Raw genomic sequence first — 13,540 nt, 5'->3', positions numbered from 1 at the left:
AGTATAGTTCAGAAATTCGAACTGGTACTCACTCAGACTGTGAACACAGACTAATACCAATTCCGCCTTCTAAATGTGACCATGAGCAAGTCATTTTGGACTGCTGAGCAATACCCTGAAGGGCATAAAGGCGGAATGACGAGTAATAGCGAGCTATTGCGAGGCTTTTCACAACGAGAGCCAACGCAGATCCAGCGGTTCAAAATGGCTGCGCAATTCATGTTTAGAGGGTGCAATTGGTATAAGAACGGGTGTGCTGAATGTCAGCAAGAACACTTTCGCAACATTTTCAGAGACTGACAGGGATTTGTATCTCGGTCAGATATTCCCGTTCATCATCAGTTTCGTGGATATCTAATTTGTAGATTTCCACTACAGGACCAGCCAGCGTCAGTGAATGGAACTGCATGTAATCTTTTATTCGAAAATACTGTTCATCAATATTCTGCCGACTGTATTCACCCTGAAAATGCATACACAGGTAGTCACCTGCTGGAATCTCTTTATCAGCCAGTTTGTCGATAATAAATGAGCCGCTGTAGTGAGCATGATTGCCCTTGTGAAAATCGCCTTCACTGATAAAAGCACCGGCACGTCCCCAGGCAAAATAGCTCAGTCTTGAGTCTTCGGTATTCAGCTCTATCTCTTTGTGCAGACGATCGATCTCCCAGATCGTTTGAGCTTCACACATCTCAATCCAGACTTTTCGTGCAGGCAGTGTTTTGAGCTTTATCTCACTAACCTTCACCTGTTGCGACTCCTGAAAGTAATAGTGCCGGTCTTCCAGCTCCTGCTTCAAACGGCTCAGTTCCCGCAGTTTCTGGTCAATGGTATCCAGCTGAAATTCCACCAGTGCCTGACTTTTCTCCAGAGTCCGATGGCTCAGGTAGTCGCGAATGTCCATCAGCCCAATGCCGAGCTGCCGCAGGGTACGGATGATATTCAGCTGCCAGATCTGCCGGTTGGAGTAATAACGATAACCACTGTCGCTCACCTGCTCAGGCATAAGAATGCCCAGCTTTTCGTAATGGCGCAGGGTATCGACACTGATGCCGTACAGCTGACTGATTTCTCCGATTCGATATAACTTCATACAGTTCAGGCTTCTTAAAATAACATCACTTAGGCAATCGCTTGACTCTGGAACCGTTCAAGACTTTAAGCTAATAGCAGGTTGGCTGAAAGCCATAACTCCACCAAAAGCTTATTTAAACATGTCTCAAACCATTGACCTGCAATCAGGCAGCATAGGAAAAACCCTCTTTCGATACGCGGTTCCATCCACGATGGCCGTATGGATTTTTGCACTCTACACCATGGTCGATGGCATGTTTGTAGGGCGGGGTGTCGGCGCTGATGCCCTGGCGGCTGTTAATCTGTCGATGCCGTATATCAGCATCATGTTCGCCATTTCCATTCTGGTCACCATTGGTTCAGCCACGATTGTGGGTGCCAAGCGCGGTGAAGGCAAACACGAAGACGCGAGTCGTCTGTTCTCCAGCACCATTTATGCATTGCTGATTTTCGGTGCTCTGGTTTGTACGCTCAGTTATATCTTTATTGAAGAGATTGCTGTTTTGCTGGGTGCAAAGGATGAGCTGATTCCCATGGTGGTGGAATACCTGCAAACCCTACTGCTATTCAATACTTTTTATCTTGTTGCCTATTCCATGGAAGTGTTCGTTAAGGTCGACGGTTTCCCCAGACTGGAACTCATGGTGATCTGCATGGCGGCAGTGATGAACATTGTTCTGGATTATATACTGGTGATCCGGCTGGGTATGGGTCTGCGTGGAGCAGCCATCGCCACAGGGTGCGCCCAGATGACACAGGCTACCCTGCTGTTGCTGCACTTCACTGGTTATCTCGGAAAAACCGGAACTCTGAAATTTGTCAGGGTCATGCCTAAACTCAGAGAGCTATTCCGCTTTGTGAAAATTGGCGGGCCGGACTGCATTACCGAAATGTCTGCAGGACTAATTCTGCTCCTGTTCAACAACATGATTCTGGCTTACCTGGGAACGTCTGAGCTTTCGGCATTCAGTGTCATTGGCTACGCCAACAACCTGATGCTTCTGACTATGATTGGCCTGACTCAGGGCATGCAACCTATCGTCACCTTTCTGCGTGGCAGACAGGATTATATTCGTATCACTGAAGCCATTAACCTGACTCTTCGAACAGCTCTGGTGATATGTACGGCAGCTTACGCAGGTATTTTCTTCTTTGGTCACTATCTGGCAGCACTGTTCCTGAATGATGCGGAACTGATCAGCCTGTCGCACCAGTTTATGAAGGTCTTCTGCCTGGCGTTTATCCTGATGGGTGCCAACATTGTGATTTCCGGCTTCTTTACGGCACTGGAACAGCCACGCCTTGCCGGAACGCTGTCGTTAATGAGAGGGGGGGTACTGAGCTTTATATTGCTGATGGCTCTACCAGTAATGATGGGTTCTGAGGGTATCTGGGTCGTTGCCCCCGTCAGCGAGATAGCAACCTTTATGGTGGGTATTATTCTGCTAAAGCAAAAGCTGAATCAATGGAAAAGCACTGCGATGGTTGGACAAACTGCTATTGCGTAACCAGCTGATTAGTTGATGCCTTGCTAACCTGAGGTACTAAAATGCCCTGTTCGACAGGGCATAAGTCATGACGATCCAGCCTTCATTCCACTTACGGTCTGAGTTCCGGAGCTGACAAAAAGCAGCGGGAAAAAACCGGAAAAAATCCTGTTTGCTTTCGAACCAGAACTCACCGTAATTCGGTTCAAAAAAACAGATATCTCCGTTGATATAGTTGGAGCCTCCAAGCCAGATTGCAACAGAATGGCAATCAAATATATCGCCAAAAACAACATAGGCGTAGCAGGCATAACTTTTTGCAAGAGAGGTGATAATACTGTACTCAACGTCCTGATGGGCAGAATGCCCTCTGGCTATCGTCAAGAATATCATGCCGTGCATTTTAAACCATTCCTGTACGGCAGCCAGTTGATGATCCTGTGCGTTAGTCAGTTGCTGAGTCTGTGCTTTGGTAAGTTGAGTCTTGTGGCTATCGAAACTGTCCTGCAAAAACACCATGTTATGTATTGCAAGAATATCCGCGCGACCGACCCCCCCTGTCCTGAAATGATTAGCAAGGCTGTCGTTGTGAGCGTGATAATTTATCCAGCTGGCACTCAGGGCAGAGCATATGCCAGCCCCCCCAAGCCTTACTGCTTTTATGTTGCTTTGGGAGAACTTCCAACTAACAACGCCATTGTATTGTCTGACCAACTCATACAAATCCATCGGAACTACCTGCGCTAATCAGTTTGCACCCCTCAAACCAGGCGTGTCTCATTACTTTGACCGGGAGTCTTAAAATAGCACAATTAGAAAGATGGTTCATTTAACGAAAATGAATCTATGGAGAAAAACGACATTGGAAATACAAACCGCTGTCGTATGAAATAGCGCGTTATAATGCTCTGTTCGACAGCGCAAAAGTTATGACGAACCAGGCTTCACCATAATTCGGATCAAAAAAACAGATGTCTCCATTGATATAATTGGAGCCTCCAATCCAGATAGCGACAGCATGATTCGCCCCCCTCCTGCTCCTGCAAAAAATAACATAGGCATAGCAGTTAAAATTTTTCCCAAGTGAGGTGATAATATGGAATTCAGTGTCCTTATCAACAGAAGATTTGATGTTCATCTTTAAGGAGACCATGCCATGCATTTCCAGCCATGTCTCAACGGCAGAAAATTCGTTTCCCGAATTCACAAAGGAGTGTTGCAAATGCAGCACACTCTGTAGTGTAAGAGCATCCAGTGCTCCATTCTCATCTGGCTGTAAATGGTTAGCCAGACAGTCGTTATGGGCATGATAATTTATCCAGCTGGCACTTAGAGCTCCACATACGCCAGTATGTCCTGATATCAGGGACATCTCTCCTCTGCTCTGAGAGAATGTCCAAACTGTAACGCCCTTGAATTGCCTGACCAGATCATACATCGTCATTTGAAGCTGCTTGCATAAATCAGTTCAATCTCTCCAGAATAGACGCAAAATGATCAACATTCAGCGGGCGTACCGATCTGAGGCCAGCCCCACCAGAATGAACAGGACCAGCAATACCGGCGCCAGCGTATAGTTGTTGAAATATGCCAGCAGGCTCGCCAGCCAGTAAGGCACAAAAGAAAAAACCGCGCCAAACAGGGCAAGATTGAACGCCGCCCGAACCGGTACCCTCAACACACCGTGCATCCGTGAAGTCCAGTTACTGCATAAGGCTGACAATGTCCTGCCACCAAACACGACGGCCACTGCCGTTAACGCAATGGCGATCAGAGTCAGGTTGTTACGGCAAAACTGCGACACAGTTATAATAATTTGTGCAATCCCGTCCATGGTGGTTACCTGTACGTTGGTTGTTACCCCTGCAAGAGCCTGGCTCAGGCAAACATTTCTAACAGATTATTCAAAAACAGCCGCCCCTGTCGTGTAGGTTGCAGCCTGTCGCTATTTTCCAGCAATCCCTGTTTAATGGCAAAGCCTCGTTGTTCTGCCAGTACGTTCAGGTTCATACCTGTGTGTTCTGCAAACAGTTGCTCATGAACACCAGCATTCAGCCTCAGGGCATTCATCATAAATTCAATCGGCAGCTCATCCGCTTCCAGCACCCTGCGACCGGCCTCAAAAGGCTTTTCAACGTTCAGGTAGTCGGCGGGCATACGGGTTTTCCAGTTGCGATAAATCCTGCCGGCGTCACGGTCGGTCAGCTTGCCGTGAGCACCTGCACCAATACCGATGTAATCGCCAAACTGCCAGTAGTTCAGGTTATGGCGCGCCTGTCGTCCAGCCTGACTGTATGCCGAAATTTCATACTGCTCAAAACCGGCCTGATCCAACAGTTCCCAGCCTTTTTCCTGAATAGACCAGAGTTCATCATCTTCCGGCAATACCGGCGTCTTTGAATAGAAAATCGTGTTCGGTTCAATGGTCAGCTGGTACCACGACAGATGAGTCGGCTTCAGGTCGATCGCCGTTTTCAGGTCGAACAGCGCATCCTCTGTGGTTTGCCCCGGCAGGCCATGCATCAGGTCGATATTGAAGTTATCAAAGCCAATGGCCTGCAAAGAGGCAATGGCTTCCCGCGCCTCTGCAGCGCAGTGTATTCGCCCCAGGGCTTTCAGCTTTTCATCCTGAAAACTCTGCACCCCCAGAGACAGACGGTTGATGCCCACATCCCGGTAACGCCTGAAGCGATCGTGCTCATAGGTACCCGGATTGGCTTCCATCGTTATTTCAATATCGTCAGCGAAGGCTATCCGTTGCTGCAAGCCCTGCAACAACCGGTCAAAACCCTCCGCCGACATCAGGCTGGGCGTTCCTCCACCAAAGAAGATACTTTGCAGAGGCCGATCCTGAATGGCTTCCAGCTCCTGATCAAAGTCTTGCAGCAGGGCATCCACATAAGTCTGTTCAGGCAGCCCGCCTTTCAGGGCGTGGGAATTGAAATCGCAGTAAGGGCATTTTTTGACACACCAGGGGATGTGTACATAAAGACTCAGGGGGGGCAGTTGCAACATTATCAATTACGCCTGAAGTTGCTCTGCCAGTTTTGCCATGGCAACGGCACGATGGCTGATACTATTCTTCACTTCCTTTGGCAGATCCGCTGCGGAACAGCCTTCAGACGGCACATAAAACAACGGGTCGTAACCAAACCCATGGTCACCGCTGGGGGCTTCAAGAATTCGTCCTTCCCAGGCACCGTGACACACCAGAGGTGTCGGATCATCCGCATGGCGCAGGTAAACCAGTACACAATGGAAACGGGCGGTTCGCTGTGTCTCCTGCAAGCCTTCAAGGTTCTTCAGCAGTTTGGCGTTGTTCTCAGTGTCAGAAGCGTCTTCACCGGCATAGCGGGCAGAGTAAATGCCTGGCTGACCGTTGAGTGCGTCCACTTCAATGCCAGAGTCATCGGCAATGGCTGGCAGCCCGGAAATTTTAGCGGCATGGCGGGCTTTGAGGATCGCATTCTCCACAAAGGTCAGTCCCGTCTCTTCCACAGAATCCACATTGAACTGACTTTGTGGCAGCATGTCGATGTTCAGGTTAGCCAGCAGATGCTGGAATTCCCGCAGTTTACCCTGATTACCACTGGCCAGAACAACCTGGCGATGTTCACCACTCACGATATTATCTTCTCTTGATTTAGGGCGGTTATTTACCGTCCTGATAAAAAGTCTGCCTGAATTTAACCAGATAGCTGGTGTCCGAACCTTCAGGCTTTACGTCGATGCTGAATTCCAGCAGCTCTTCATTACTGAACCGGAAACTTGCCAGATAATAGACTGCAGAGCCTTCCTTTACTTCCTTAAACTGCAGGGACACTGACTGTTGCAGAAGGTTTTTCTGCTGACCTTCCAACTGTGCAGTCACTGCTTTGCCGACCTCACTGTCTTTAACATTGCGAATCGCAATATTCACAAGACCGTGTTTCGGGCCCCGCTCCAGTTGGTAAACTCTGGCAATTTCCGGTGTTATGAACGTACTGTTGAATGCGGAAAAATACACCTCGTAATCACCGAAGCGCAGGGGCTCATTTTTCAACACCCTCGCCTCAGGAACAGGGGCAGCCCATGCGCTGCCAAGTATCAGCAAACCGGCCAGAAGTACTAAAAACGATTTTTTGGTGTTTATTATTTTCATGCTGCACCTCTTTATTTCCAGGTCACAGAGTTACTCCCAGATCACAGGGTTAATTCCTGATCACCTGGTTAGATGATAAATCGCAATCTCGCCCATCAGGTTTGGGAACCATTTAGTTTTCCAGTCCCCTTTGTGAGCATTATCCACTACCAGCCGCTCAATGACAGTTAATTGCTTCTGCCGACAGAGTTCTTCAAAATCCCTGAACGTACAGAAGTGAATATTTGGCGTGTCATACCAGGTATAGGGCATAAATCTGGATACCGGCATTTTACCTTGTGTGGATAAGTACCAGCGACAGCGCCAATGCCCAAAGTTTGGAAAGGTCACAATGCACTCCCTGCCCACCCTGAGCATTTCATCCAGAACGAGGTGAGGGTGGCGAAGAACCTGCAATGCCTGAGTCATGATGACGGTATCGAAACTGCCATCACGGAAATTCCCCAGCCCCTGGTCAATATCCTGCTCAAGGACATTGATGCCATTAACAATACAGCGTTCAATATTCTGGGGGTTGATCTCCAGACCGTAGCCTTTTACCTGCTTTTCCTGCTTCAGAGATTTCAACAGTTCGCCATTGCCACAGGCAAGATCCAGAACCCGACTCTGCGGTTTTATCCACTGTCGTATTATATCGAAATCATTACGTCTGCTCATGCCAGCTCCTCCCTGCTCTGACTCGCTTTAACCGAAGCACCACTATTGATCGCGCCAGTATTGACCGTATCAGTATTGACCGCACCACTACTCACCGCACCACAATCAACCGCAACACGGTTCATATACGCCGAAATCGCCTGCATATAGCGGGGTATATCCATCAGGAAGGCATCATGCCCCTGGGGCGCATCAATTTCGAGATAGGAGACCTCTTTCCCGGCATCCAGCAACGCATCCACAATTTCCCTGGAACGCTCAGGAGAAAAACGCCAGTCGGTTGTAAACGACACCAGCATAAATTGAGCGTTGGCCGCTGACAGGGCTTTGGCAAGGTTATCGTTATGCTGGCTGGCAGGGTCGAAGTAATCCAGCGCCCGGGTCATCAACAGGTAAGTATTGGCATCGAAGTGGCCGGAGAAATTTTCACCCTGATAACGCAGATAGCTCTCAATCTGAAACTGAACGTCATAATCAAAACTGAACACATCGTTCTTGAGTTCCCGACCAAATTTAGCGCCCATGGCATCATCTGAAAGATAGGTGATGTGACCCACCATTCGAGCCAGCCCAAGCCCGCTGCGCGGAATGGTTTCATGTTCCAGATAACGACCTTCACGGAACTGTTCATCGGACATAATCGCCTGACGTGCCACCTCGTTAAAGGCGATATTCTGTGCTGACAACTTGGGCGCAGAAGCAATCACAACTGCATGTCGCAAACGATCCGGATAAGCGACAGACCATTGCAGAGCCTGCATACCTCCGAGGCTGCCGCCCACAATAGCAGCCCATTGTTCAATACCAAGGCGATCAGATAAACGAGCCTGGCTCTGTACCCAGTCTTCTACCGTGACGATCGGGAAGTCCGGACCATAGGGTTTGTCGGTATCCGGGTTGATACTGACCGGTCCTGTACTGCCATGACAGCCACCAAGGTTATTCAGGCTGACCACAAAAAAACGGTCAGTATCAATGGGCTTGCCGGGACCAATGCAGTTATCCCACCACCCGGGCTTACGATCGTCCATGGAATGGTAACCGGCAGCATGGTGATGTCCACTCAGGGCATGACAGATCAGCACAGCATTGCTGTGATCGGCATTAAGGGTTCCATAAGTTTCGATCACCAGATCAAAACCGGGCAAACTACGACCACAACTCAGTTCGAGAGGTTCATCAAAATGGAGGGTCTGAGGTGTAACCAGCCCTACCGAATGGGCAGGTATGACTTCTGGCATAATACTTCCTGTCGTTCTATTTAGTCTTATCTGGTCTTATGCGCTCCATTCCCGGAGCTTTTTTTAAAGCTGTTTACGGAGCCAGGTTTTATTCGAAGTATTCCGCCCCCTCCCGCTCCTGCATCTACCAGAGTCAGCAGACATCACAGGAACAGGACGTTGCAGTTTATCGGCAATGGCGATGGTTGTCAGCTGGCAGAACTGCAATGATCCAGAGCCAGCTCGGTCAGAGCCAACAAATGATTAAGAAACACACCTTCGACAACCTGTGAAGCAAAATGCAGATGCCGTGCAGAGATGTAATCTTCGACACTCTGGTCGTGTGTGAGAGAGTTGTAAAAAGCGCGCATGGCTTCATCTTCAACATTGAGCACAGAAACGATTCTGGCACAGGGCTGTGTCGTCTCGCTCATGCAATACTCCTTGAGGCAAAAGCCCCCGGGTACACCGCCATCTCTCTTCCGGAAATACAGCGTTCAGACATGCTGCTGCCTGATCGAGAAGAAACTGCCAGCATCAGTGACAGCGTGTATGGTGATGCAAATAACAAGACACCTGACAAATATGGCCCATTTACATGTCAGATAGCGATTATTTTCGCTATTCAATTTCGCAAAGTATAGTTGCTAAATCCACCATAAATTCCAGATCACCAGAACTTACCATTCCCTTACGAAATACCTTTTTCACGGTGCATAAAGTAAAAAGGTAAAAGTACGGATAAGCAAACCGGCTCTGCAACGAGGTACTTATTAAAACTATGTGCTATCGTATGGCTGAGTACGAAACTCTGCTGCTATACCCGCCTGTATGCGTATCCGCAGAGAGCCCTGTTAACTGACAAAATGCTGGTGCTAGAAACACATATGTCCATTGAATCCTTAGGCCATCTGGAATCCAAGCTGCAAAACCTGATCGACAAGCTCGAACTGACCCGTATGGAACTGGAAGAGCTGCGCACTGCCAATACCCGTATGGAGCAGGAAAACGCTGAGCTGAAGCAGGAATTAAGTGCCTGGGGTGAGCGCGTTGGTGCTTTACTGGGTAAACTGGACAACGTTTCTGAAGACGTTGCGGAAGAAGAAGCGGCTTACGAAGCCTGATGCTCTTGCTCACCCGACAAGGTTCACCCGGAAAAATGCTTGTCGGGTGAACCTTGTCGGGTGAGCATGGTACCGCCTATCTACGACAGTTCCCGCTCAAGTGCCTCAAGCTCTTCAAGAGCCATCATCCACTCTTCTTCGGTGTTATTGATACCTCTGGTCAGGTCTGTCTGCTCTGCCAGCAGGTTTTTGAGTCGGTCTTTTTCCGCAGCATCGTAAATCGATGAATCCGCCAGCTCATCTTCCACTGCCGCCAAACGGGTTTGCAGTTTGTCCAGTTGTGACTCCAGCTTTTCTGCCTGTTTCTTCAATGGTCGCATGGCGTTACGGCGCTCAGCAGCAAGGCGTTTCTGGTCTTTTCTTCCCTGGGCTGAATGCGCTGTCACTTCTTCAGAACCTTCGTTCTGCTGCTCAGTAGCCTGCGTACGATGTTTTGTCAGCCAGTCGCTGTAATCGTCCAGATCACCTGCAAACACATCCACTGAGCCATCATGCACCAGCAGCAGTTCATCCGTCGTGCTGCGTAAAAGGTTTCTGTCGTGAGAAACCAGAATCATCGCCCCTTCGAATTCCTGTAACGCCATAGTCAGCGCATGGCGCATTTCCAGATCAAGGTGGTTGGTTGGTTCGTCCAGCAACAAAAGGTTAGGTTTCTGCCAGGCAACGATCGCCAGAGCCAACCGTGCCTGCTCGCCACCGGAGAAGCCTTCAATGGTTTCTGTCGCTTTATCGCCATGAAAGCCAAAACCACCCAGAAAGTTTCTCAGTTCCTGTTCTCTTGCATCCGGGCTGATCCTCTGCAGATGCAGGGCAGGACTGGCATGAGAGTCCAGACTTTCCAGCTGGTGCTGGGCAAAATAGCCCACTTTCAAATGCTCACCGTCCTGTCGTTTACCGGCAATCAGTGGCAGCTCCTGCGCCAGTGTGCGAATCAGGGTGGATTTACCGGCACCATTGGCCCCCAGCAGACCGATACGGGAACCTGGCAAAACACTGAGTTTAAGCTTCAGCAGTGCCTTATCCCCATAACCCAGCTCTCCCTGGTCAATCGATAGCAGGGGGGAAGACATTTTATCCGGTTCAGGAAAACGGAAGGTAAAAGGCGAATCCACATGTGCCGGAGCAATGTCTTCCAGCCGGGCCAGCGCTTTTAAACGGCTCTGGGCCTGTTTGGCTTTAGTGGCCTTGGCGCGGAAACGTTCTACGAACTTTTCCATGTGCTCCCGTTGCTTCTGCTGTCTCTCAAACGCAGCCTGCTGCTGTTGCAGCCGTTCAGCACGCATTCGTTCAAAGGCAGAGTAATTGCCCCGGTAAGCGTTGGTTTTCTGGTGTTCAATATGAATGGTGATATCGGTGACCGCATCGAGAAAATCCCGGTCGTGGGAAATGACCACCAGTGTTCCCTGGTAGCGTTGCAGGAAACCTTCCAGCCAGACAATGGCATCAAGGTCCAGGTGGTTGGTCGGCTCGTCAAGGAACAGAACGTCAGACGGGCTCATCAGGGTACGTGCCAGATTCAGGCGCATACGCCAACCACCGGAGAAGTCTTTGACACTGTTTTCAATCTGGTCATTACCAAACCCCAGGCCATGCAGCATCTGTTCAGCCCTGGAGCGAGCCGTATAACCGTCGGCCTGCAGCAGCTGCTCATGAAGCTCGGCCAGTTTTTCGTGCTGACCTGCGGTTTCAGCGTCATTGATCTTCTGCTCAATGGCACGGAGCTGCTCATCCCCGTCAAGAACGTATTCGACCGCCTTGCGCTCAAGCGCCTTGATTTCCTGAGCCATGTGGGCAATGCCCCGCCCCGGATCAATGGATACATCGCCCTGGTCTGGCTGCAGCTCTCCCATGAGCAGGGCTAACAGGCTGGACTTTCCGCAACCGTTGGCTCCCACCAGCCCGACATGCTGGCCGTGATGAATTGTTGCACTGGTGTCTTCAAGCAGGACTTTTCCAGAGCGCTGTAAGCTGACTGAATTCAATGTGATCATGCCGCGCATTATAAGGAATTTACCGGAGGGAGGAAGGCTGGGGAATAAAACTCGTTCAATAAAACCCGCTCAATAAAAAGAGTGGCTGGTATCGCTACGATATCGCCGCTATACCACCACTAAGGAAGCACTCGCAAAATGCAAGCGAGAGGGAATGAAAATCGTTATAGGAAAAACGCAGGGGGGAAGCCCCCCTGCCGGATAAGCCTACAGGCAAAAAGGCTTAACGCTTTTTAGTCGCTCTCTTTCTGCTGGCAGCTTTTCTAGCAGGAGCTTTCTTCTTGGCAGCTACTTTACGGGTAGCTTTTTTGGCAGGCGCTTTTTTCTTCGCTACTGTCTTTTTAGCGGCCTTTTTGGCTGGTGCCTTTTTCTTGGCAGCCGTCTTACGAGCTGGTGCCTTTTTCTTGGTAGCAGCCTTTCTTGTGGTTTTCTTGGCAGCAGCCTTTTTAGCCGCAGGCTTTTTTCTGGCTACCGTCTTTTTCGTAGCAGCTTTCTTTCTGGTAGCGGCTTTTTTGGTCGTCTTTTTGGCGGTAGACTTTTTAGCAGCAGTCTTCTTGGTAGAAGCTTTTGCTTTAGCCTTGGCCTTTTTCAAAGACTCCTTGGCTTTATCCAGTTTTTTCTTGAGAGCATCAATTTCTTTCTCAAGCTTTTTAACCGGATCAACTTTACGGGTAGCTGCCTTTTTAACTACTTTTTTAACTGTCTTCCTGGCAGCTGGTTTTTTAGCAGCTTTTTTAGCTACTGGTTTTCTCTTGGCTACAGGCATTTGTCGTCCCTCGTCATTGCCTTTATTAAGTACTCCATTACTTCGTAAATTACTGCATATAAAAAATCTGAATAATTAATACCCAGTTTTAAGTAAAAACATAGAGCGCTTATTACAGGACTGCAAATTTTTTCTTAATTAAATTCCAAAAAAACATTCGTAACTTTTTAAAAATTGAGTTATGCACGTAGCATTAAAATAACAATAACACTATAAAAGAAGGGTTTTTTACAAAAAAATGATACAGACCGCTTGATATCTTTTAATATATGCACAAAGATGGAAAAATTACGATGCAAGGACAAAAAAAGCTATTTTTGCATCCCGGACAACCTACATAAAGAGACACTCCATGAGATTAAAAGCTTTGGTCGGCATCGCATTGATGTCATATACCCTACAGTCTTCTGCTGCACTGGAATCGGAAGCTGATAAAGTCAGCTATAGTCTGGGGTCGATTCTTGCTGAGCAGCTTAAGCAGTTTGAAGGAGTCAATGCTGATGCCCTTTCCAAAGGCATAAAAGATACTCTGGAAGGCAAGCCTCTGGAGCTGGAAAAGCAGGAGATGTTCCAGCTTATTGAAAAAGCCCGTAAAGAACAGGAAGAAAAACAACAGAAGAAACTGCAGGAAGAAGCCGCTAAAAACCTTGAAAAAGGGCAGGCTTTCCTGAAAGAAAATGGCAAAAAGCCCGGCATTTCAACCATGGAAAGCGGCCTCCAATACAGAATTATTAAAGAAGGTAAAGGCGAAAAGCCTCTTGAAACCAGTGAAGTCACTGTTCATTACGAGGGTAAACTGCTGGACGGCACCGTCTTTGACAGCTCTTATGAACGAAAACAACCTGCGACGTTTAAACTCAATCAGGTGATTCGTGGTTGGACAGAAGCCCTGAAGGCTATGCCTGAAGGCTCAACCTGGGAGTTATTTATTCCTGCTGACCTGGCGTATGGCCCTGGAGGAATTCCGGGCAGAATTGGCCCCAATGAAGTACTTACCTTCAAAGTGGAGCTAATTGAAGTGAAAAAGGACAACGCTAAAAAAGACGAGAAAAAATAGCGTTCCAGTATGAAAAGACCGGA

The 13,540-nt window shown here is 48.6% G+C and carries 15 protein-coding genes; 3 read left to right on the top strand and 12 right to left on the bottom strand.

The annotated features are described in order from the left end of the window. Positions 1-289 precede the first annotated feature (289 nt). Complete coding sequence (locus V5J35_RS13775; protein WP_354007692.1) at positions 290-1,093, bottom strand: MerR family transcriptional regulator; 804 nt, start codon at positions 1,091-1,093, stop codon at positions 290-292. 121 nt (positions 1,094-1,214) lie between these two features. Here V5J35_RS13775 and V5J35_RS13770 point away from each other — a divergent pair, with 121 nt between their 5' ends. After that, complete coding sequence (locus V5J35_RS13770) at positions 1,215-2,582, top strand: MATE family efflux transporter (protein WP_354007691.1); 1,368 nt, start codon at positions 1,215-1,217, stop codon at positions 2,580-2,582. 36 nt (positions 2,583-2,618) lie between these two features. On the opposite strand, the gene V5J35_RS13765 is transcribed toward V5J35_RS13770, so the two are convergent. The 9 genes from V5J35_RS13765 to V5J35_RS13725 form a co-directional block, all read right to left on the bottom strand. Then, on the bottom strand, positions 2,619-3,290 hold the full coding sequence (locus V5J35_RS13765) for a YopT-type cysteine protease domain-containing protein (protein WP_354007690.1): 672 nt from the start codon (positions 3,288-3,290) through the stop codon (positions 2,619-2,621). A 169-nt stretch (positions 3,291-3,459) separates the two neighbouring features. After that, positions 3,460-4,005, bottom strand: a complete 546-nt coding sequence (locus V5J35_RS13760; RefSeq protein ID WP_354007689.1) for a YopT-type cysteine protease domain-containing protein — start codon at positions 4,003-4,005, stop codon at positions 3,460-3,462. Between the two features lie 60 nt (positions 4,006-4,065). Continuing rightward, complete coding sequence (locus V5J35_RS13755; RefSeq protein ID WP_354007688.1) at positions 4,066-4,395, bottom strand: DUF3392 family protein; 330 nt, start codon at positions 4,393-4,395, stop codon at positions 4,066-4,068. Between the two features lie 44 nt (positions 4,396-4,439). Continuing rightward, positions 4,440-5,576, bottom strand: coding sequence for a radical SAM family heme chaperone HemW (hemW, locus tag V5J35_RS13750; RefSeq protein ID WP_354007687.1), 1,137 nt, complete (start codon positions 5,574-5,576; stop codon positions 4,440-4,442). Between the two features lie 6 nt (positions 5,577-5,582). Beyond that, on the bottom strand, positions 5,583-6,188 hold the full coding sequence (locus V5J35_RS13745; protein ID WP_354011296.1) for an XTP/dITP diphosphatase: 606 nt from the start codon (positions 6,186-6,188) through the stop codon (positions 5,583-5,585). A 25-nt stretch (positions 6,189-6,213) separates the two neighbouring features. Continuing rightward, on the bottom strand, positions 6,214-6,702 hold the full coding sequence (locus V5J35_RS13740; RefSeq protein ID WP_354007686.1) for a DUF4426 domain-containing protein: 489 nt from the start codon (positions 6,700-6,702) through the stop codon (positions 6,214-6,216). Between the two features lie 60 nt (positions 6,703-6,762). After that, positions 6,763-7,359 carry a methionine biosynthesis protein MetW gene (gene metW, locus V5J35_RS13735; protein ID WP_354007685.1) on the bottom strand — a complete coding sequence of 199 codons (597 nt, stop codon included), beginning with the start codon at positions 7,357-7,359 and terminating at the stop codon, positions 6,763-6,765. Next, positions 7,356-8,600: a homoserine O-succinyltransferase MetX gene (gene metX / locus V5J35_RS13730; protein ID WP_354007684.1), complete on the bottom strand. Its 1,245-nt coding sequence runs from the start codon at positions 8,598-8,600 to the stop codon at positions 7,356-7,358. The genes metW and metX overlap by 4 nt, the downstream gene beginning before the upstream one ends. Before the next feature lie 188 nt (positions 8,601-8,788). Continuing rightward, entirely contained in the window at positions 8,789-9,013 is a 225-nt protein-coding gene (locus V5J35_RS13725; protein ID WP_354007683.1) for a hypothetical protein, read from the bottom strand. Positions 9,014-9,466: 453 nt separating this feature from the next. Between V5J35_RS13725 and V5J35_RS13720 the strand changes: the two genes are divergently transcribed. Continuing rightward, positions 9,467-9,703, top strand: coding sequence for a cell division protein ZapB (locus tag V5J35_RS13720; protein WP_354007682.1), 237 nt, complete (start codon positions 9,467-9,469; stop codon positions 9,701-9,703). Between the two features lie 80 nt (positions 9,704-9,783). On the opposite strand, the gene V5J35_RS13715 is transcribed toward V5J35_RS13720, so the two are convergent. Then, positions 9,784-11,703, bottom strand: a complete 1,920-nt coding sequence (locus V5J35_RS13715) for an ATP-binding cassette domain-containing protein (protein ID WP_354007681.1) — start codon at positions 11,701-11,703, stop codon at positions 9,784-9,786. A gap of 214 nt (positions 11,704-11,917) precedes the next feature. Further along, on the bottom strand, positions 11,918-12,460 hold the full coding sequence (locus tag V5J35_RS13710; RefSeq protein ID WP_354007680.1) for a hypothetical protein: 543 nt from the start codon (positions 12,458-12,460) through the stop codon (positions 11,918-11,920). 352 nt (positions 12,461-12,812) lie between these two features. Between V5J35_RS13710 and V5J35_RS13705 the strand changes: the two genes are divergently transcribed. Beyond that, positions 12,813-13,517: a BamJ family beta-barrel-assembly machinery protein gene (locus tag V5J35_RS13705; RefSeq protein ID WP_354007679.1), complete on the top strand. Its 705-nt coding sequence runs from the start codon at positions 12,813-12,815 to the stop codon at positions 13,515-13,517. The last annotated feature ends 23 nt before the right edge of the window (positions 13,518-13,540 follow it).

It is taken from the genome of Endozoicomonas sp. NE40 (genome assembly GCF_040549045.1).
GTDB classification, from domain to species: Bacteria; Pseudomonadota; Gammaproteobacteria; order Pseudomonadales; family Endozoicomonadaceae; genus Endozoicomonas_A; species Endozoicomonas_A lisbonensis.
Note: the sequence above shows the minus strand (reverse complement) of the source record. Positions and strands in the feature narration are given on the sequence as shown.